General features: G+C 63.9%; 20 protein-coding genes and 1 tRNA gene. 5 read left to right on the forward strand and 16 right to left on the reverse strand.

Features of this window, described 5'->3' with window-relative positions; genetic code table 11:
• Positions 1–84 precede the first annotated feature (84 nt).
• The 9 genes from QUH67_RS02055 to QUH67_RS02095 all read right to left on the reverse strand — a co-directional run bounded on the left by QUH67_RS02055 (position 85) and on the right by QUH67_RS02095 (position 9,014).
• On the reverse strand, positions 85–1,443 hold the full coding sequence (locus QUH67_RS02055; protein WP_300944993.1) for a S41 family peptidase: 1,359 nt from the start codon (positions 1,441–1,443) through the stop codon (positions 85–87).
• Entirely contained in the window at positions 1,440–2,816 is a 1,377-nt protein-coding gene (locus QUH67_RS02060; protein ID WP_300944994.1) for a murein hydrolase activator EnvC family protein, read from the reverse strand. The genes QUH67_RS02055 and QUH67_RS02060 overlap by 4 nt, the downstream gene beginning before the upstream one ends.
• A 41-nt stretch (positions 2,817–2,857) precedes the next feature.
• Positions 2,858–3,340 (reverse strand): 23S rRNA (pseudouridine(1915)-N(3))-methyltransferase RlmH, encoded by a 483-nt coding sequence (gene rlmH / locus QUH67_RS02065; protein WP_300944995.1) that lies wholly within the window; start codon positions 3,338–3,340, stop codon positions 2,858–2,860.
• 130 nt (positions 3,341–3,470) lie between these two features.
• On the reverse strand, positions 3,471–3,824 hold the full coding sequence (rsfS, locus tag QUH67_RS02070; protein WP_214488389.1) for a ribosome silencing factor: 354 nt from the start codon (positions 3,822–3,824) through the stop codon (positions 3,471–3,473).
• A 240-nt stretch (positions 3,825–4,064) separates the two neighbouring features.
• On the reverse strand, positions 4,065–4,694 hold the full coding sequence (locus QUH67_RS02075; RefSeq protein WP_300944996.1) for a nicotinate-nucleotide adenylyltransferase: 630 nt from the start codon (positions 4,692–4,694) through the stop codon (positions 4,065–4,067).
• Between the two features lie 31 nt (positions 4,695–4,725).
• Positions 4,726–6,018 carry a glutamate-5-semialdehyde dehydrogenase gene (locus tag QUH67_RS02080; RefSeq protein ID WP_300944997.1) on the reverse strand — a complete coding sequence of 431 codons (1,293 nt, stop codon included), beginning with the start codon at positions 6,016–6,018 and terminating at the stop codon, positions 4,726–4,728.
• Positions 6,019–6,134: 116 nt separating this feature from the next.
• Positions 6,135–7,277, reverse strand: coding sequence for a glutamate 5-kinase (gene proB, locus QUH67_RS02085; RefSeq protein ID WP_300944998.1), 1,143 nt, complete (start codon positions 7,275–7,277; stop codon positions 6,135–6,137).
• Positions 7,278–7,365: 88 nt separating this feature from the next.
• On the reverse strand, positions 7,366–8,418 hold the full coding sequence (gene obgE / locus QUH67_RS02090; protein WP_300944999.1) for a GTPase ObgE: 1,053 nt from the start codon (positions 8,416–8,418) through the stop codon (positions 7,366–7,368).
• A 113-nt stretch (positions 8,419–8,531) separates the two neighbouring features.
• Positions 8,532–9,014: a MaoC family dehydratase gene (locus QUH67_RS02095; protein WP_300945000.1), complete on the reverse strand. Its 483-nt coding sequence runs from the start codon at positions 9,012–9,014 to the stop codon at positions 8,532–8,534.
• A gap of 168 nt (positions 9,015–9,182) precedes the next feature.
• On the opposite strand from QUH67_RS02095, the gene QUH67_RS02100 reads away from it, so the two are divergent.
• Positions 9,183–10,097, forward strand: coding sequence for a DMT family transporter (locus QUH67_RS02100; protein ID WP_300945001.1), 915 nt, complete (start codon positions 9,183–9,185; stop codon positions 10,095–10,097).
• A 184-nt stretch (positions 10,098–10,281) separates the two neighbouring features.
• On the opposite strand, the gene QUH67_RS02105 is transcribed toward QUH67_RS02100, so the two are convergent.
• From QUH67_RS02105 to rplU, 3 genes are all read right to left on the reverse strand, one after another.
• Positions 10,282–10,884, reverse strand: a complete 603-nt coding sequence (locus QUH67_RS02105; protein ID WP_300945002.1) for a GNAT family N-acetyltransferase — start codon at positions 10,882–10,884, stop codon at positions 10,282–10,284.
• Positions 10,885–11,006: 122 nt separating this feature from the next.
• Entirely contained in the window at positions 11,007–11,276 is a 270-nt protein-coding gene (rpmA, locus tag QUH67_RS02110) for a 50S ribosomal protein L27 (protein ID WP_065744718.1), read from the reverse strand.
• 92 nt (positions 11,277–11,368) lie between these two features.
• Positions 11,369–11,746, reverse strand: a complete 378-nt coding sequence (rplU, locus tag QUH67_RS02115; RefSeq protein WP_300945004.1) for a 50S ribosomal protein L21 — start codon at positions 11,744–11,746, stop codon at positions 11,369–11,371.
• Between the two features lie 397 nt (positions 11,747–12,143).
• Between rplU and QUH67_RS02120 the strand changes: the two genes are divergently transcribed.
• A complete protein-coding gene (locus QUH67_RS02120) occupies positions 12,144–13,262 on the forward strand; it encodes an ROK family protein (protein ID WP_300945005.1) in 1,119 nt (372 codons plus the stop codon).
• Positions 13,263–13,567: 305 nt separating this feature from the next.
• Here QUH67_RS02120 and QUH67_RS02125 read toward each other — a convergent pair whose 3' ends face one another.
• Positions 13,568–14,431 carry an alpha/beta fold hydrolase gene (locus QUH67_RS02125; RefSeq protein WP_300945006.1) on the reverse strand — a complete coding sequence of 288 codons (864 nt, stop codon included), beginning with the start codon at positions 14,429–14,431 and terminating at the stop codon, positions 13,568–13,570.
• Positions 14,432–14,556: 125 nt separating this feature from the next.
• Here QUH67_RS02125 and QUH67_RS02130 point away from each other — a divergent pair.
• Both QUH67_RS02130 and QUH67_RS02135 read left to right on the forward strand, forming a co-directional pair.
• Positions 14,557–14,646, forward strand: a tRNA-Ser gene (locus QUH67_RS02130).
• Between the two features lie 346 nt (positions 14,647–14,992).
• Entirely contained in the window at positions 14,993–16,126 is a 1,134-nt protein-coding gene (locus tag QUH67_RS02135) for a sensor histidine kinase (protein WP_300945007.1), read from the forward strand.
• Positions 16,127–16,223: 97 nt separating this feature from the next.
• On the opposite strand, the gene QUH67_RS02140 is transcribed toward QUH67_RS02135, so the two are convergent.
• A complete protein-coding gene (locus tag QUH67_RS02140) occupies positions 16,224–17,318 on the reverse strand; it encodes an alpha/beta fold hydrolase (RefSeq protein WP_300945008.1) in 1,095 nt (364 codons plus the stop codon).
• Positions 17,319–17,442: 124 nt separating this feature from the next.
• On the opposite strand from QUH67_RS02140, the gene QUH67_RS02145 reads away from it, so the two are divergent.
• Positions 17,443–17,763, forward strand: coding sequence for a DUF6894 family protein (locus QUH67_RS02145; protein WP_300945009.1), 321 nt, complete (start codon positions 17,443–17,445; stop codon positions 17,761–17,763).
• Positions 17,764–18,023: 260 nt separating this feature from the next.
• Here QUH67_RS02145 and QUH67_RS02150 read toward each other — a convergent pair whose 3' ends face one another.
• Together QUH67_RS02150 and QUH67_RS02155 are read right to left on the reverse strand one after the other, a co-directional pair.
• Positions 18,024–18,743, reverse strand: coding sequence for an ABC transporter ATP-binding protein (locus tag QUH67_RS02150; protein WP_300945010.1), 720 nt, complete (start codon positions 18,741–18,743; stop codon positions 18,024–18,026).
• Positions 18,740–19,978, reverse strand: a complete 1,239-nt coding sequence (locus QUH67_RS02155; RefSeq protein WP_300945011.1) for an ABC transporter permease — start codon at positions 19,976–19,978, stop codon at positions 18,740–18,742. Before QUH67_RS02155 ends, QUH67_RS02150 begins: the two co-directional genes overlap by 4 nt.

Genomic DNA, 19,978 nt, shown 5'->3' on the forward strand with positions numbered 1-19,978 from the left:
ACGGCGGGGCAGGGGTTGAGCCGCCCAGCAAAAAAGGGCGACCCGAAGGCCGCCCTTTTCCAAAATGCCTTCAGGTGACGTCGATCAGTTCGCAGCCTTGGTCGCGGGCTTTTCGACGGCGGCCTTGTCGCCGGTGGCTGGGGCTGCGGTCGCCGTCGACTTGATGCCATGCAGCAGGTCGGCTGCGGTCTTCAGCGCCTTGTCGTCCTTGGCGTCCGGCGGCACGTAGGACTGCGATCCGGTCTTCTCGTCGCCGTCGTTTTTCAGATGGCCGCGCAGCGAGGCCTCGCCCTTGGTGTCGGTGCGCGCCTTCAGTTCTTCCGGCACGTCCTGCAGCACTTCGATGTCGGGCACGATGCCCTTGGCCTGGATCGACTTGCCGGACGGCGTGTAATAGCGCGCGGTGGTAAGCCGAAGCGCGCCGTTGCCGCTGCCGAGCGGGATGATGGTCTGCACCGAGCCCTTGCCGAACGAGCGCGTGCCGACCAGCGTCGCGCGCTTGTGGTCCTGCAGCGCGCCGGCGACGATTTCGGAGGCCGAGGCCGAGCCGCCATTGACCAGCACGATGATCGGCTTGCCCTTGGTGAGGTCGCCGCTATGCGCCGCCCGGCGCTGGGTTTCCTCGGCATTGCGGCCGCGGGTCGAGACGATCTCGCCGCGCTCCAGGAAGGCGTCGGAAACGGTGACCGCTTCCTCCAGCAGGCCGCCCGGATTGTTGCGGAGGTCGATGATGTAGCCCTTCAGTTTGTCGCCGATCTGGTTCGAGAGATTGCCGATCTCGCGCTTCAGGCCTTCGGTGGTCTGCTCGTTGAAGGTGGTGACGCGGATATAGGCGATGTCGTCCTGTTCGACGCGGGCGCGCACCGAGCGGACGCGGATGTTGTCGCGCACCAGCGTCACTTCGATCGGATTGTCGGAGCCCTTGCGGACGATCTTGAGGCGGATCTTGGTGTTGACCGGGCCGCGCATCTTCTCGACCGCCTGGTTGAGGGTGAGACCCTGCACGGCTTCGTCGTCGAGATTGGTGATGATGTCGTTGGCCATGATGCCGGCCTTCGACGCCGGGGTGTCGTCGATGGGCGAGACCACCTTGATCAGGCCGTCTTCCATCGTGACCTCGATGCCGAGCCCGCCGAACTCACCGCGGGTCTGCACCTGCATGTCGCGGAAACTCTTCGCATCCATGTAGCTGGAATGCGGATCGAGGCCGGCCAGCATGCCAGAGATCGCCGACTCGACCAGCTTGCTGTCGTCGGGCTTCTCGACATAGTCGCTGCGGACGCGCTCGAACACGTCGCCGAACAAATTGAGCTGGCGGTAGGTGTCGGAAGTCGCCGCACGCGCGCTCGATCCCATCAGCACGGAACGGGGCTGCGTCACGAAGAGCGTCAAAGCCGCACCGGTGGCGGCGCTGAGAAGAATTACAGAAGTTTTGCGCATCATCCGCGAACCTTTTCGCCTTCATTTGCGGCCCACCATGGGCCAGAGTCGATCGGAGTGCCGTCTTTTCGGAACTCGACATAGAGCACCGGCTGGCTCGCGGTCGTCGCGAGAATGGATGCGACCTGGGAAGTCGTCCCCATGGTCGCGACCGGCTCTCCCGTAAGTACAAACTGGCCGATGTTTACCGAAATACGCTCCATCCCGGCGATCAGGACATGATACCCGCCCCCGGCATTGAGGATCAAGAGTTGTCCATAGCTGCGGAAGGGTCCAGCGTAAACAACCCAGCCGTCACACGGTGTTGTGACCTGAGAGCCGGCTTTTGCTGCCAAGGAAATGCCTTTATTTACGCCGCCGGCGCCGTCGGAACCGCCAAACTCGCGAATCTTGCGGCCGTTAACCGGAAGGGCAAACAGGCCCCGGGCGGAAGCGAAGGCGATGGCCGGGCTCAATCGGGCAGGATCCTTCAACCCGCCCAGGTTGGGTTTGCCGGCCGGGGCAGCCGGAGCCCCCTGCAGGCTGGCGGTGGCCGCCGCCTTGGCCGCGCTCTTGAGGTCCTGCTCCATTTTTGTGATCAGCCCCTGCAGGCTCTCGACCTGTCGCGACAAGCCGATGGCGCGCGCGCCTTCGGCCTCGACGTCCTTTTCGATCGCGCTCTGCTTGCGCTGCCGCTCTTCCACCAATGCAGCCAGCCTGACCGAATCCTCTCTCAGCTTGTCGCGGTCGCGGGCCAGGATGTCGCGCTCGGTGGCGATGGTCTTGCGCAAATTGACGAGTTCGCCGAGGTCCGCGGCGAGTTTCTCCGCACGGCCGCGCAGTTCGGGCACGACCGATCCGAGCAGCATCGCGGTGCGCAGTGATTGCAGCGCGTCTTCGGGCCGCACGAAAAGGGCCGGCGGCGTGCGCCGTCCCGCGCGTTGCAGAGCCGCCAGCACCTCGACGATTTCGGCGCGGCGCGAATCGAGTGATGCCCGGACCTGCTGCTCGCGGCTGTCGAGCGGACGCAGGCGGCCCTCGGTCTCGCCGATGCGGGTCTCGACAACGCGCACCTGGGTGGCGATGTCGATCAGTTGCTGGTTCAGTTTGGAGCGGTCCTGGCCGATCGCCGCGATATCGGCCTTCAGTTTCTGCTGCAGTTCGGCTGCCTTGCGCTGCTGCTCGCGCGTGGCCTCCAGTTCCTCCTCGCGCTGCTTGATGGCCTCGGGGGAAATCACCGTTGCCTGCTGCGCGGGGGCGGCGGACTGCGCTATCGCCGTCGCTGGCGATGCGGCGGTGAAGCTTGCGCAAAGCAGCACGGCAAGCGCAGCCGGCGCCGGCCGCGGCAGGGCCCGGCTTGCGGCATCGAACGAGTGCATGTCCCGCGTTGAAGGCATCAGGGTCTTTTAGGCGCTATTCGCATTCGCGTCACCGTGCGTTACGCGCGGTGGTAGGGGTGTCCGGCCAGAATGGTGGCGGCCCGGTAAATCTGCTCGAGAAGCATGACGCGGACCATTTGATGCGGCCAGGTCGCCGAGCCGAACGCCACGCGAAGCCTAGCCCTGCGCTGCAATTCGGGCGAAAGTCCGTCGGCGCCGCCGATCGCGAAAATGGTGCTGGCGATCCCCTCGTCCCGCCATTGGCCGAGTTGCCGGGCGAAGGCCGCGCTGTCGATGCTCTTGCCGTGCTCGTCCAGTGCCACCAGCACCGATTTCTCCGGTATCGCCGCCGCGATCGCCGCGGCTTCCTCGGCGATCCGGGTCGCGGTGTCGCGCGCCCGGCTTTCCGGAATTTCATGAATCCCGAGGCCGCGAAAGCCGAGCTTGCGGCCGATATCCTCAAAACGCTCGCGATAACGTTCGGCCAGTTCCTGTTCCGGGCCCTGCTTCAGCCGGCCGATCGAGACCACGACAAGGCGCATGAATAGGGTTTCTGGCGTGCGGTTTCTTCTGGCGTGCGGTTTTTACCGGCGTGCACTTTCCGGCACGCGCGCTTCTCGCGCGCGTCAAACAGATTACATACGCCTCAGCCGATTCGCACCGGCCGAGAGTTCAGATCGCCGCCGCCGCCGGGTTCTGCGTCCACAATCTCTCGAGATTGTAGAATTCCCGCACCTCGGGCCTGAACACGTGCACGACCACATCGCCGGAATCGATCAGCACCCAGTCGCAATTGGGCAAGCCCTCGACATGGATGTTCCTGATGCCGTTTTCCTTCAGGGCTTTGGTGACGTTTTCCGCGATCGCGCCGACGTGCCGGTTGGCCCGGCCTGACGTGACGATCATGTAGTCGGAAAAGGCGGATTTGCCGCGAAGGTCGATGGTGACCGTTTCTTCCGCCTTCATATCGTCGAGGCGGGAGAGGATCATGTTCAGCGTCTTGTCGGCGTCGGGTTGCGCCTTCAAGGCCGCAGCTTCGGTCGATGTTTTACGCGGGGTCTTGGCGGACTTGCCAGGAGCCTTACTGCCGGCAGCCTTGCCAGTGGCCTTGGGTAAAACAGACTTGGACAATACAGGTGTGGCCAGGGACCATTCCTTTCACTGTATCGCGAACGCCGAATCCCGGCGTCCGCCGACTATACTAGGCATGTGGGGTTAATGGTTTCAATATTCCAGTGAATCCCACCTGCCGGTTCGATGAAATTGTCACTTCTCGGCCTTCCAGCTCCCGTCCGGGTTCCGCAGTCCCGTGGACGACAGGTTCAGTTTCATGCCGGTGAGGAAAACCCAGGCAGGCGTGCGTTGGTCGGCCAGCAGGGCCGCCTGATTTGCAGGTAACCGATAGCGCGCCAGGGCCTGTGCGGCCGGCGCGGCCAGGGCGCGAAAGCTTTGCGGCGGACGGTCGATCACGGCAATCGGCACCTCGGCGGCAATGCGCCGCCAGTTTTGCCAACGATGGAATTGCGCGAGATTGTCAGCGCCCATGATCCAGACGAAGTGCACGCCGGAAACGCGGCGGCGCAAATGGATGATCGTATCGACAGTGTACCGGGTGCCGATGACAGCTTCGAGACAACTGATGTCGATGCGCGGATCGTCGGCGACCTCGCGCGCGGCGCGCGCGCGCTCGTCAAGGCCATGAAGCCGGCCGTTATCCTTCAGCGGATTGCCCGGCGTCAGCAGCCACCAGACGCGATCGAGTTTCAGCCGCTTCAGCGCAAACAGGCTGATGGCGCGATGCGCGGCGTGCGGCGGATTGAACGAGCCCCCGAGCAGGCCGATACGCATGCCGTTGGTATGGAAGGGAATCGCCTGCGCGGCGGTTTGCGATGGCATCGATCGGGTCACCGCGCGCAAGAGCTGGCGTTCACGGCCGCGTCTGTCCGGTGCCGTGAACGCGATATTTGAAACTCGTCAGCTGCTCGGCCCCCACAGGCCCGCGGGCGTGGAACTTGCCGGTGGCGATGCCGATCTCCGCGCCGAAGCCGAACTCGCCGCCGTCGGCGAACTGCGTCGAGGCGTTGTGCAGCACGATCGCGGAGTCGACTTCGCTGAGGAATTTCCCGGCGGCCTTCGCATCCTCGGCGACGATCGCATCGGTGTGATGCGAGCCGTGATGTTGAATGTGGGCCAGCGCCGCGTCGAGGCCGTCGACGACTTTTGCCGAGATGATGGCGTCCTCATATTCGGTGTCCCAGTCCTCGTCGGAGGCGGGCTTGACGCGCGCATCGACCTTTTGCACGGCGTCGTCGCCGCGCACTTCGCAGCCGGCATCGATCAGCATCTCGACCAGCGGCTTCAGGTTCGCGGCAGCGCCAGCGCGATCCACCAGCAGGGTCTCGGCGGCGCCGCACACGCCGGGACGGCGCATCTTGGCATTGAGCACGATCTGCTTCGCCATTTCGAGATCGGCGGAGCGATCGACATAGACGTGGTTGACGCCTTCGAGGTGCGCGAACACCGGCACGCGGGCTTCCGCCTCGACGCGCGCAACGAGGCTCTTGCCGCCGCGCGGCACGATCACGTCGACGCCGCCGTTCAATCCCGTCAGCATCAGGCCGACGGCCGCGCGGTCGCGCGTCGGCACCAGCGTGATCGCGGCTTCCGGCAGGCCCGCCTCGCGCAGCCCCTGCACCAGGCAGTCATGGATCGCGCGGCAGGAACGGAAACTGTCGGAGCCGCCGCGCAGGATTACCGCATTGCCGGATTTCAGGCACAGCACGCCGGCGTCGGCGGCGACATTGGGACGGCTCTCGAAGATCACGCCGATCACGCCGAGCGGCACCCGCACGCGCTCGATGGTCATGCCGTTCGGCCGCCGCCAGCTTTCGGTGACGGTACCGACCGGATCTGGAATCTGCCGCACGGTGGCGACGCCATCGGCCATCGCCTCGACGCGCGCGGGCGTCAGCGTCAGGCGGTCGATGAAGGCGGAGGTCGCGCCGGCGGCGCGGACGTCCGCGACGTCCTCGGCATTGGCCGCCAGGATCGCTGCCGCATTGGCGCGGATCGCCCGCTCGATCGCCTCCAGCGCCCGGTTCTTCTGCTCCGGCGGCGCCAGCGCCAGCACGCGCGCCGCAGCGCGCGCCTGGGCGGCGAGGTCGGTCATCAGAGCGGGCAGATCGGCGGTGCCGTCGATTGCCTTCAGGGGCGCGGTCATCGGATGTCTCGGGCTAAGTTAAGGCCATGTCCTAGCACGGAAATCCCGCTTTTGCGAGGTCCGGAACCGGCATGGCTGGCTGAGGGTACCGTAAAATAGGCAGCTCGGCCAATGGCCTACTTGGCCGGGACAGCTCCGGCCGGACCCACCACCAGATCATCCCGGTGGATCATTTCCGCCCGCCCTGAGACGCCGAGGATCGCCATCACGTCCGGCGAGGAGCGGCCCTTGATCTTCTCGGCGTCCTCGGCGTCGTAGGCGACAAGGCCGCGGCCGATCTCGTGGGTATCGGGGCCGCGTACCACCACGGCATCGCCGCGGGCGAACTGGCCGTCGATCCGGATCACCCCGGCCGGCAGCAGGCTTTTGCCGGCGCGAAGGGCGGCGACCGCGCCGGCGTCGATGGTCAGCGTGCCCTTCGGCTCCAGCGAGCCCGCGATCCAGCGCTTTCGCGCGGTGACGGGGTTGGCGGGGGTCAGGAACCAGGTGCAGCGGCCGCCGTCTGAAATCGCCTGCAGCGGATGCTCGATCTTGCCGGACGCGATCAGCATATGCGTGCCCGACGTCGTCGCGATCTTCGCCGCCTCGATCTTGGTGAACATGCCGCCGCGCGACAGTTCGGATTCCGCCGCGCCCGCCATGCCCTCGATCTCCGAGGTGACGGATTCCACGATCGGAATCAGCTTTGCGTCGGGATTGGCGCCGGGCGGCGCGTCGTACAGACCATCGATGTCGGACAGCAGGATCAGCAGGTCGGCGCTCGCCATGGTGGCGACGCGGGCGGCGAGGCGGTCATTGTCGCCGTAGCGGATTTCGTTGGTGGCGACCGTGTCGTTCTCGTTGATCACGGGCACCGCGCGCCATTCCAAAAGCTTGGCGATGGTCGAGCGGGCGTTGAGATAGCGGCGGCGTTCCTCGGTGTCCTGCAGCGTCACCAGGATCTGTCCGGCGCCGATGCCGTGCGCCCCGAGCACTTCCGACCAGATCCGCGCCAGCGCGATTTGCCCCACCGCGGCAGCACCCTGGCTCTCTTCGAGCTTCAGCGGGCCGCGCGGCAGTTTCAAGCGGCTGCGCCCCAGCGCGATCGAGCCGGATGACACCACCAGGACGTCGCGGCCCTCGCCGTGCAGTTTGGCGATATCCGCCGCCAGCGCCGCCAGCCACGCCGAGCGTACTTCGCCGGCGTTCGAGTCGATCAGCAGCGAGGAGCCGACCTTGACGACGATGCGGCGGAAGTTTTTGAGCGCGGGGCGTTTCATGATGCGGTCGAATGGTCAGGGTGTTCGGAAGCAATACGCGCCGGTTCCGGTATTTGGAAGGGGCGGGCAGTGGAGACTTAACCGTGGTTCAGCCCTGCGGCGGCGTCACCGGCGCCCACGGCTCCTGCCCACCCTTGGCCTTCAGCGACACCGGGGCCTCGCCGATCACCTCGACCAGCGCCTTGAGCGCTTCCGGCACGCCTTCGCCGGTCGCGGCCGAGATCAACAGCGGCGTCTTCTTCGCCGCGCGTTTCAGTCGGTCTTTCTGCTTCTTCAATTCATCCGGCGTCACCGCGTCGATCTTGTTCAGCGCGACGATCTCGATCTTGTCGGCGAGGTGACCCTCATAGGCTTCGAGCTCGGTCCGCACCGTCTTGTAGGCCTTGCCGGCATGTTCGCAGGTCGCGTCGATCAGGTGCAGCAGCACGCGGCAGCGCTCGACATGGCCGAGGAAGCGGTCGCCGAGGCCGGCGCCTTCATGCGCGCCCTCGATCAGGCCGGGAATGTCGGCGAGCACGAATTCGCGGCCCTGCGCGTTCACGACGCCGAGCTGCGGATGCAGCGTGGTGAAGGGATAGTCCGCGATCTTCGGCTTGGCCGCGCTGACGACGGAAAGGAAGGTCGACTTGCCGGCATTGGGCAGGCCGACGAGGCCGGCGTCCGCGATCAGTTTCAGCCGCAGCCAGATCCAGCGCTCTTCGCCTTCCTGGCCGGGATTGGCATTGCGCGGCGCGCGGTTGGTCGAGGACTTGAAATGCGCATTGCCGAAACCGCCATTGCCGCCTTCGGCCAGCACGAATTTCTCGCCGAGCTCGGTGAAGTCGTGGATCAGCGTTTCGCGATCCTCGTCAAAGATCTGCGTGCCGACCGGCACTTTCAGCACGATTGCTTTGCCGTTGGCGCCATGGCGGTCCTTGCCCATGCCATTGGTGCCCTTCTGCGCCTTGAAGTGCTGCTGGTAGCGATAGTCGATCAGCGTGTTCAGCCCGTCGACCACCTCGATGATGACGTCGCCGCCGCGGCCGCCATTGCCGCCGGAGGGCCCGCCGAACTCGATGAATTTTTCGCGGCGGAACGCCACGCAGCCGTTACCGCCGTCGCCGGAGCGGATATAGACCTTTGCCTCGTCAAGGAATTTCATGATTGCCACTAGGTAGGGCAGGGGGGCCGCCGCGGCAACCCTCAAGCGGCCTACACTGGCGAAAAGCCTTAATTTTCGGGCGTTTTCTCTGCTTTAACCGCGCCCGAGGGTCCTTATGAGACCGGCCGCCGCCGGACCAGAAACTTCTGCATGCCTTCCAGCACCAGCTCCTTGCGCTGGTTGAATACCGTCGAGCGCAGCGTCACCACGCCGGTGCTGCGGCCGGGGACCAGTTCGGTCACTTCGAGCGCGGGATAGAGGGTGTCGCCGGCATAGACCGGCTTCAGGAACTTGCTCGACTGTTCGAGGAAGCCGACCAGCGATTCCTCGACGAGATAGGGGAACAGGCCGGCGCCGGGGGCGGTGTGCACCAGGGTCTGAAAACCGTGCGCGAGCAGGTCCGGCATGCCGCGGGCGCGGCAATATTCGACATCGTAATGGATCGGATGGGTATCGCCGCTCGCGGTCTGGAAGGCCGCGAATACCGCCGAGGTCTGGGTCCGGCTCGGGATCACGAAGCGTTCGCCGAGTGCGAAATCCTCGAACCAGCGCTGTTCGCTCACCATGCGATGTTGTGCGGGATCGAAGTCCGTCATGTCGGTTTCCTGCCGTTTCTTGTCGATGCGATCTACCGGTAACGCAGGGGCGGGGTTGCGGCAATTCGTTCAATTCGTCATGCCCGGGCTTGCCCCTTTCTCCCGCATCTTTACAACGTGCCGCACAAAAGACCTGACGAAGAAACCGCAGGAAACGCCGCTTCGCCCATGACCCTGTTCGGCAAACTCTCCAGCTATGACGAGCGCTCGGCGCGGCTGGCCGGCATCGGCCTGATGCTGCTGTCGATCTTCATGTTCTCGTTCGGCGATGCGCTCGGCAAATTCCTGGTCGCGACCTATTCGGTCGGGCAATTGATGTGGCTGCGCGCCTGCGCGGCACTGCTGCTGCTGCTGCCGATCATCTGGCGACAGCGCGCTGAATTCTCCCGCATCGAGCGGCCGTGGCTGCAACTGCTTCGCGTGCTGCTGTCGACGCTCGAAGTCGCGGCGTTCTTCCTGGCCACGGTCTACCTGCCGCTCGCCGACGTCATCACCTATTACCTGGCCTCGCCGATCTTCGTCACCGCGCTATCAGGCATCGTGCTCGGCGAGCGCGTCGGCTGGCGGCGCTGGACCGCGATCCTGATCGGGTTTGGCGGCGTCCTGATCGCGCTGCGCCCGTCGACGCAGACCGTGAGCTGGCCGGCGATGATCGCGCTCGGCGGCAGCCTGTCGTTCGCGTTCCTGATGCTGATCACGCGCTCGCTGCGCGCGACGCCGGATATCGTGCTGACCACGACGCAATTCGGCGGCACGTTCCTGCTCGGCGCGCTGATGTCGCCGATCGGCTGGGTGACGCCGACGCTCGGCAGCCTCGGTCTGTTTGCGATCGCGGGCGTTACGTCGGTCGTCGCGCTGCTATGCATCAACCGGTCGCTGAAACTGGCGCCGGCCAGCGTCGTGGTGCCTTATCAATATTCGATGATCGTCTGGGCGGTCATTTTTGGGTTCGCGGTGTGGGGCGACGTACCGTCGCTCTCGACCATGATCGGCGCCGCCATCATCATCGGCGCCGGAATTTATATTTTCCTGCGCGAACAGCAGCTCGGGCGCGAGGAAGCGGTCGTCAATCCGCCGGCGTGAGTTGCTTACTCATCCTCCCCTGGAGGGGGAGGATCGGTTCGCATGCAATGCGAACCGAGGTGGGGTGAAAGTCTCTCCACGTCCAACAGAGCATGCGTGGATAGTCTGTCACCCCGCCCCGTCTCGCATTCGCTTCGCGAACGCGAGACGACCCGCCCCCTCAAGGGGCGGGTGAAGAAAGAGGCTACCGCTCCCGCCGCGTCGAAATCCCCCAGTTTTTCAGCGACGACCACACCCCGCGGGTGAGGCGGAAGCAGTCGACCGGGGTCGAGGATCCCAGCGCCTCGAAGCGGTGCAGCTCGACGCCGCTCCATTGGAAGCCGCATTTCTCCAGAATGTTGCGCGAGGCGGGATTGGCGACGCGGGCGCCGGCAATCAGGTGCTCGGCCTCGGATTCCTCGAAGAAGAAATCGATCGCGGCGCGCGCAGCCTCGGTGCCAAAACCCTGGCCCCAATGCGCGATGCCGAGCCAGTAGCCGAGTTCCGGCGCGTCCGGCGTCGTGCGGTCGATGCCGACCAGGCCGAGCGGTGAATGGTTCTGCTCGATCAGGAACACGGTCTCGCGGCCGTCGGCGGCCGCAGCGCGCACGAACTCGGCCGCGTGGTCCTGTGAATAGGGGTGCGGCAGGCGGCGGGTGTTTTCCGCAATGCGGCGATCGTTGGCGAGCTGTGCGATCGCCGGGACGTCGGCGAGCGTCGGCCGGCGCAGCGTCAGGCGTTCGGTCTCGAGGACGCAGTTCCTCGCGTCGCGCGAGGCCGGTGCTGAGATCGGGAAGTCCTGCAACATATCGGGCTCCTGATTGCGAAAATGCGCAAATGAAAAGGGGAGGCCGGTTTCCCGCCTCCCCTGGAGCCCATTTTGACTCCGCCGGTTCAACAGGACCCGGCGGACTGAGATGTGTCCACCGACTATTCGGCCGCTTCCGCCATCGGGACTACCGATACGAATGTGCGGCCGTTTGCTTTTGCACGGAATTCGACATGACCTTCGACCTTGGCAAACAGAGTATGGTCGGTGCCCATGCCCACATTAAGGCCGGGATGCCACGTTGTGCCGCGCTGACGCGCGATGATGTTGCCGGGAATCACGTGCTCGCCGCCATAGGCCTTGATGCCCAGGCGCTTGCCCGCTGAATCGCGACCGTTTCGCGATGAACCGCCTGCTTTTTTGTGAGCCATGGCCCGTCTCCGACTTCGCTAAATTCTAATTTCACTTCTCATCACGAATCAACTTTTCGTTGAAACGTGCCGTTGCTGCACCGCACGTCGCCTCAGGCGGCGGGGGCTGCTGCGACCGCTTTTTCCCGCTTCGGCCGTGGGCCGACGGAGGGCTTGGCGTTATCGGTCAGGATCTCGGTGATGCGAAGCACCGTGATCTCGTCGCGATAGCCGCGCTTGCGGCGCGAATTCTTGCGGCGGCGCTTCTTGAACGCGATCACCTTGGGGCCGCGCTTGTGGTCCAGCACTTCGGCGGCAACCGTGGCGCCTGCCACCGTCGGCACGCCCAGCACCGGCGTGTCACCGCCGACCACCAGAACTTCGCCAAGCTGCACGATCGTGCCGACATCGCCGGCGATCTTGCCTACCTCGAGCACATCATCCGGAGCGACGCGGTATTGCCGGCCGCCGGTTTTGATGACTGCGAACATCGTTGTTTTCCTTCGTGTTCGATCCCGGCCTCGGACATCTTCCCAACAGGGCGTGCCCGGGTCGGCTTTTTGGTCAGTCGTTATGGGTACGATTTTCGCACGGCCGGGGAGCAAGCCCCAAACAATTCGCGCAAAAACAAACAGCGCGAGAAATCCCGCGCCGGATGCCGGGACTTATAGCCGCAGAATGCGGTGAGTCAAGGTGAAATGGCCCAAAATGCCGCCCAAAATGAGGTATTTGGCCCGAAAACGGCTGGCGGCGAGACGCGGCTAGCCCCTAGGGGGCCATTTTGGGCCCTCCAACCGCTCTTCGCCACTCTCTACTCGCCCCTCCGATTGAAACCAATGGGTTCCCCGCCCGTTGTCGCCGGCAAAATCGGGCAGGGGTTGGACCAGCATGGCGGACGATAGCGTAACGACCACAGGCATCGCGCGGCATGGCGCGCAGAAACTGCCTTCGGTCGAGATCGACAGCTTCAATGTCGAACTGAAGGACGACGACGGTTTCCTCGGCGACCGGGCCAGCAAGGGCGCCTTCCGCGATATTCTCGATGGGCTGCGCAAGCCGCTGAAGAAAACCGGCGACGATCCGCTGGGCAAAGTATCAACCGACGACATTCCCAAGGGCGATCTCGACGAGGTCCTGATGGGCGACGACATCGCCGCGGCCGCCCTGGTGCACGGCGCGATCGAGCATTTCGCGCAGGAACTGGCCTACGTCACCGGCCGCTTCCTGAAGACGAAAGCGTGGGCGGATACCGAGCGCATCGTGGTCGGCGGCGGCTTCCGGCAGAGCCGGGTCGGCGAGATCGCCATCGCGCGCGCCAATATCCTCCTCAAGGCCGAGGATTTCGACATCGATCTGGTGCCGATCCGCTTTCATCCCGATGAGGCCGGCCTGATCGGCACGCTGCATCTGGCGCCGTCGTGGATCTTCGCGGGCCACGACAGCATTCTCGCGGTCGATATCGGCGGCACCAACATCCGCTGCGGCGTGGTGGAAACGCGCTGGAAGAAGACGCCCGATCTTTCCAAGGCCAGTGTGTGGAAGTCCGACCTGTGGCGCCATGCCGCCGACGAGCCGACGCGCGAAGGCGCGGTGAAGCGGCTGGTCAAGATGCTGAAGGAACTGATCAGCGCCGCAGAGAAAGAGGGGCTCAATCTCGCGCCCTTCATCGGCATTTCCTGTCCCGGCGTGATCGATGCCGACGGCTCGATCGAAAAGGGCGCACAGAACCTGCCCGGCAACTGGGAAAGCTCGCGATTCAACCTGCCGGCCAGCCTGGTCGAGGCGATCCCCCAGATCGGCGACCACGACACCGCGGTGCTGATGCACAATGACGGCGTCGCCCAGGGCCTCTCCGAAGTCCCCTTCATGCAGGACGTCGAGCACTGGGGCGTGCTGACCATCGGCACCGGGCTCGGTAACGCGCGCTTCACCAACCGCCGGAAAGAGAACGGCAAGGAAGCCGACGACGACAAGAAGCCGAAGAAAGCCAAGAAGGCCAAGGATTAAGGTTATCGCGCCCGGGTAAGGTTGACCGGTTAGGTTAAGATACGGATCGCGTTGCCGTTTTCGCCGCCCTTGCTAGCGTGGTCGGGTCGCTCCGGCTGGCCGGCGAAGCCGCACTTCCCCGACCAGTATTTTTAAGCAGCGACACGGGACCGCCAGTTTTTTGTCGCGTCTGGCGGTCCCACCCCTTCTTTCCGCAAAAGCCCGATTCGGAACAGCGGGAACAGGCTTATCCCCACAGATCATCAAAGCGTTTTCAAGCGAAGTGGGTACCGGTTCGCGTCAAGAAAACGCGTCAAGATGAGAATCTATCGCCAACTGACGCGTTGAAAGAACGCCGCGATCTCGGACGCCGCGCGATCGGGATCTTCGCGGTGCGGGAAGTGACCGACATCCGCGAACATCGCGAGATCGAGATTCGAGAACGTCTCGCCGAGCCGGTCGGTCCACGCATAAGGAAACAGCGGATCGTGTTCGGCCCAGCGCACGCAGGTCGGCACGGAGATCGGCGGCAGCGCCGGCGCTTCGCCCTTCATCATCTTGACCCGTCCGGCATGCGCGGCGCGGTAATGCGCAAAGCCGCCGGCGAGGTTTCCGGACTTGAGGAAATTGTCGGCGAAGGCGTCGAGCACATCGTCGAAGGCGTGCTTGCGGTGCGACCACGTTTTCAGGAAATGGCCGATATAGCGTTTGCAGTTGTCGCGGCTGGCGCCGACCAGCGCCGGCGCCATCTCCATCTGGTGAAACGATTGATACCAGATGTTGTTGAGCCGCTCCGGCTCCGCCATTCGCGGCCCGATGCCCGGATAGACGAAATCGAAAAACAACAATCCGGCGATCCGCTCCGGCGCCAGCCGCGCCAGCGGCTGCATCAGCGCGCCGCCGACATCGTGGCCGACGATGCCGGCCTGCGGCAGCCCCAGCGCATCCATCAAGGCCAGCATGTCGGCGGCCTGCTGGTCGGGCCCGAACGGCCCCTCGGGCTTGTCGCTGTCGCCGAAGCCGCGCAAATCCGGCGCGTAGAGGGTGAAGCGGTCGGCCAGCCGCGCCATCACCGGCTCCCAGCTCAGCCAGAATTCCGGCCAGCCATGCAGCAACAGCAGCGGCCGCCCGGCGCCGATCCGGGCCACATGCAGCGCCGCGCCATTGGCCCGAACCGTCAAATGCTCCATTTCGGCCTCCTTTTTCGCTGGCCGGGCCGGCGGCGGATTTCTTGGCCCCCGCGCCTTGCCCGGCCCGCCATCCTCGCCTAGAACACGCCCCGACCGAAGGGCCGAATCTGCCCGTCATGGCGCCTGGAGAGGTGGCAGAGTGGTCGAATGCACCGCACTCGAAATGCGGCATAGGTGCAAGCCTATCGGGGGTTCGAATCCCTCCCTCTCCGCCATAGTGCGTTCGGCGGCTATGGCGTCCGATCAGGCTCATGGCCGACGCGGGCAGGTCTTGCAGCTCCTGCCGCGCCAGCGCCGCGCGAACCGAACCCTCATCTCTCCCATAGCTTCCGGTGGAACGCGTTTGGCCATCAGTGCGCAGACGCTGCGTAGAAACCTAAGTTCGCTGGCCGAGAGCGCCGATCTTATTAAGGATACCGCGCCTCGGATGTAGCACGGACTAGCAAACATCCGGGGTTGCGGAACACCTGCCTGTCATGTTGCGAGCGGAACCGTGATTCGGTATCGACCCCCAAAATAGCCGTGTAAGATATTCGAAACAGTGGCAGGTTGGACTCATCCTTGAAAGCAGAACTGCATAGCGCCGAAGAATACCGGCTCGCGGCTCTTCGGAGTTATGGCATTCTTGACACGCCCCGCGAATCTGACTTCGACGAGGTGGTCAAGGTCGCCGCGGCGATTTGCGAGACTCCGATTTCCGTCGTCAACTTGATCGACGAGGGACGGCAATGGTTCAAGGCTGAAGTTGGGCTGGGAGTCCGAGAGACGCCTATTGATAGCTCAATTTGCGCCCATGCGATCCTTCAGCCAGGTCTGTTCGAGGTACCCGACACTACACTCGACAATCGCTTCTGCGACAACGCCCTCGTCCTCGGTGATCCGCATCTGAGATTCTACGCAGGTGCCTTGTTGACGACTCCAGAAGGCTTTCCTTTGGGTACCGTCTGCGTGCTGGACTATAAGCCGCGCAAACTTGACGAGAAACAACGTGCGTTCTTGCAATTGATGGCCAGTCAGGTGATGCAGATGATCGCACTGCGTCGCACGAATGCCACCGAGCACGTGGCCCGACTCGAAGCCGAACGCTTGTTGTCTGAAAAAGAAATGCTGATGCGCGAAGGCGACCATCGGCTGATGAACTCGCTCCAACTGGTGCAATCGCTACTTGCCTTGCAGAGCCGGAACGCGAGCTCTGATGAAACGAAACTGCAGCTTGACCTAGCCAGCAATCGAGTGCTGGCCATTGCAACCATTCACAAGCAGCTTCACCTCACTGGAACGTCTGAAGAAATCGACAGCCAAACGTTCTTGCAGCGACTCTGTGAGAGCCTGAAGCACACCGCGCCTGTGCAAATCGCTGCGATCAACGTTAACGCTGCTCCTATTACGATGCTGTCAGCGACGGCAAGCGGTTTAGGTCTGCTTGTCGCGGAGCTTGTGACGAACAGCTTCAAGTATGCATATGATGTTGGCCAACGCGGAACTGTTACGATTGACTTAGAGCGTACGCCTGCGGGATGGCGGCTCGAAGTTTCTGATGAAGGACGCGGCCTGCCTGCCGGATTTGATATCGATCAAAGCCAAGGGTTCGGGATGAAAGTCATCAAGGCGTTCGTGCAACGGCTGAACGCAACGATTGAAGTAAAGTCACGGCCTGGTCACACGGCGTTTCGTATCGAAGGCGGTCTTGATTGACGCGCGACTAGCCGTACACGCGATTCGCCCGCTGATCTTTCCACAGCCGCTGTCGTTGGCCGTTATCCGCAAGCGCCGCGAGTCCCGGCGCGGCGCCCTAATCCGGCTTCCTCGCTCCATCGAGAAACGCCCGCGTCTCCCGGTTGAGAAACTCCACATCCGCCGGAATCGCGCCGCCGGCCGCCGCATGCCCCGTCACCGTGCCCGGACTGATGGTCATCACCTTCACGCCCGGGATATTTTTCCCAGCCTCGATCGGTTCAAATTCCGGATTGAGCAGATCCTTCGTCCCCGTGAGGATCAGCGTCTTCGCCTTGATCGAGGCGAGCGCCTTGGCGGTGTCGCCGTTGAAGCCCGGCGTGGTGCCGACGTCGTGCCGTTCATAGGCCCAGGTCTGGTAGATCCAGTCGTTGGCGTCGAATGCCTTGATCAGCGCGGTCTCCTGGCTTTCCATCCAGGGCAGCACGTCCATGCCGTTCTTGAACTGCGCGGCATACATGTCCGGCGTGCGCGCCGACAGCAGCGAGAGGATGTCGCGCCACAGGCGGATGCCCTTTTCCGGCGGCGCTTCGTAATTGCCGTCCTTCCAGGCGGCGTCGTTCATGATCGCCTTGCGCGAGGCCTCCAGCACCGCGACCGTCCAGGCCGGGGTCCTGGCCAGCGGCACCATCGCCACCAGCGCATCCATGTAATCGGGATGGCTGACGCCCCATTGCAGCACCTGCATGCCGCCCATCGAGGGGCCGACCACGGCGACGACGTGGTCGATGCCGAGCTTCTCCTTCATCAGGCGGTGCTGCGATTGCACCATGTCGCGGATGGTGAATTTTGGGAATTGCATGCGCGGCTGCGCCTTCGAATTGCTCGGCGAGGTCGAAAAGCCGTTCGCGATCGCGTCGGTGCAGACGATGAAATATTTGTCGGTGTCGAGCGCCTTGCCGGGGCCGATCAGGAAGTCGAGCCGGTGGTGATTGCCCGAGATCGCGGTCACCATCAGGATGGCGTTGGATTTCCTGTCGTTGAGTTTTCCGTGCGTGACGTAGGAGATCGAAAAATCCTTGATCGCCTCGCCGCTCTCGAGCTTCAGATCGCCCTCGCTGTAGGTCTGGTGCGGCGGCTGTTGCGGGGTGTGCGCCGCGGCAGGCAGCGACAACAGCAGTGCGGCGGCGACGGCGTATCCGATGCGGTTCATTCGGTTTTCCCCCTGGTGCTTATGATATTGGCGCGGCTTCTGAACGTCCTGATGCGCTTGAACTCAAAACCCTGTTCGGATCACGATATTCCCGATCCGCGGTTTTTGCATCGGCAACGCGCACGTGGGCGCCGCAACAAAACAAATCGGAGCCGACATCCGCACCTGCCGCTTCTTTGATCCGAATCAAAACCCGCGACGGGACGCCCTGTATGAAAGCCGGACCCAAGGAGGTCCCATGCGTTTCTTCTTCAATGTCCAGGACAGGCTCCAGATCGAGGACGAGGTCGGCCGTGAGTTTTCACGCGCGTCGGAAGCCGTCGCCTTCGCAAGGCACCTCGCCGCGGACATCCGCTGCCTCGAAACCGCCGTCAGGCCCACGCTCGCCATCGAAGTGGTCGCCGAAACCGCGGAGCGCATTCATCGCGAGCCGGTTTTTGCCTGATTAAACAAAGTCATAGTGCAGCAATCCGGGCTCTGCGACCCGGCCCAAATCCTACTGTGCATGGGGTTGTTTTCGATATTTTGGTTTTGGACCGGTCACCCCGGCGGCTAGCTAACTCTCTCCCCGTCATTCCGGGGCGGCGCGAAGCGGCGAACCCGGAATCCAATTATCGACTTGTGATGCGGCGCGATGGATTCCGGGTTCGATGCTACGCATCGCCCCGGAATGACAACGGGAGGATGGGTTCTTGACCGGCCAGACTAGCCCGCCGCCTCCGCCACCAGTGCGCCGGCGGCCCGCTCGGTGATCTCCGCGATCTTGCCGTCCACGATATGAATGCGGCGATCGGCCCGGGCGGCGAGCGCCGGGTCGTGGGTCACCACCATCACGGTCTTCCCCTGGTCCGCGATGTCGCGCAGGATCGAAAACACCTGCTCCGTCGACTTGGTATCGAGCGCGCCGGTCGGCTCGTCGGCAACGATGATCTCGGGGCGGTTGGACAGCGCGCGCGCAATGGCGACGCGCTGGCGCTGGCCGCCGGAGAGCTGGTTGGGGCGCTTGTTGGCGTGCTCTTCAAGTCCGAGCGAGCCGAGCAGCGCCAGGCCGCGTTCGCGCATCTCGGGCTCGGACATGATGCCCGCGGCGCGCATCGGCAGCAGCACGTTGTCGAGCGAGGTGAACTCGGGCAGCAGGAAGTGGAACTGGAACACGAAGCCGATTTTGGTCAGGCGGACATCGGCGCGGTCCGATTCCGACAGCTTTGACGTCGGCTGGCCGCAGATGATGACCTCGCCTTCGTTCGGCGCATCGAGCAGGCCGAGCAGATAGAGCAGCGAGGATTTGCCCGATCCCGACGGGCCGGTGATGGCGACGAACTCGCCCTTCTTGACCGCCAGGTCGATGCCGTTGACGAGCGTGTGCGACACCGTGCCCTCGATGCGGCGGACCAGCTCCACCGCCTGCAATGCGACTTCGGTCATGACGCCCCCCTGATGATTTCAACCGGATGCACCCGCGTCGCCTTGCGCGCCGGGAAGTAGGCCGCGCCCGCGCAGCACAGCAGAGATATGCCGCCGACGACCACATAGTGCATTGCCGAGTAATGGATCGATATCGGCGTGGTCGCGCCCGTCAGCGGACTGAAGATCGTGATCTTCGACCAGCCATAACAAAGCAGGTAGCCGAGAATCCATCCGAACAGGATGCCGACCATGCCGATGATGGCGGCTTCGATGATGAAGATCCGCCGCACCGCGTATTCGCGCATGCCCAGCGACTTCATGATCGCGATGTCCGCGCGCTTTTCATGCGTGATCGTCGAGATGATGTTGTAGGTGGCAAAGGAGGATGTCAGCAGCATCGCGCCCATCACCGTGAGCACGATGAAATCGCGCACCGTAAAGGACGACAGCAAATCGGCGTTGGCCTCCTGCCAGGACACGGATTTGTAGCCGGTCTGCGCCTCGACCTGCGTCGCCACCTTTTGCGCCAGCATCGGGTCGGTCAGCCGCAACCGCAGCTGGTTGACGACGCCGCTCTGGCCCATCATCACCTGCGCCGGCCCCATCAGCGAATAGATCTGGCTTTCGTCGACGCGCTTCATGCCGCTGCGAAAGACGCCGGTCACCGTCGCATTCAGCTGCACGCCCTGGCCACCGATCAGCAGCGTGGAGCTGCCGGTTCTCAGCCCGAGCTTTTCAGCCAGCGCCTCGCCGATGATGATGCCGTTCGATGCGCGCGAGAGGTCCTCCAGCTTGCCTTCATGCATTTGCGAGGCAAGTTTCGAGACCTGCGGCTCGCGGCGGGGATCGATGCCGGTCAGCGTGATCCCGATGCGCGCGCCGCCCTGGTTGACGATCGCGGTGGTCTTGACCGAGGGCGCGACGTCGCCGGGAATCCAGGAGCGCAGCGAGCCCATCACCGATTCCGGATATTTGATGCCGGGACGCCGGCCGACATTGGCGATGTCGGACATCTGCACCGCGCCATATTCCTGTTCGGCCGGCTGTGTCGGCACCGAGCGGCGCTCATCCTCGACGGTGATGTGCGGCATGGTGTCGACGAGCTGCCTCAGGAAGTCGAGCTGCGACCCCTGCATCAGCCCCGCCATCATGATGGTGAAGCCGACCCCCATGGAGACGCCGGCCATGCCGACCAGGGTCTGCCGCACCCGGGAGACGACATGGGTCCATGCGATGTTGAAGATAAGCTTCAC

The sequence above is a fragment of the Bradyrhizobium roseum genome, assembly GCF_030413175.1.
Taxonomy (GTDB): domain Bacteria; phylum Pseudomonadota; class Alphaproteobacteria; order Rhizobiales; family Xanthobacteraceae; genus Bradyrhizobium; species Bradyrhizobium roseum.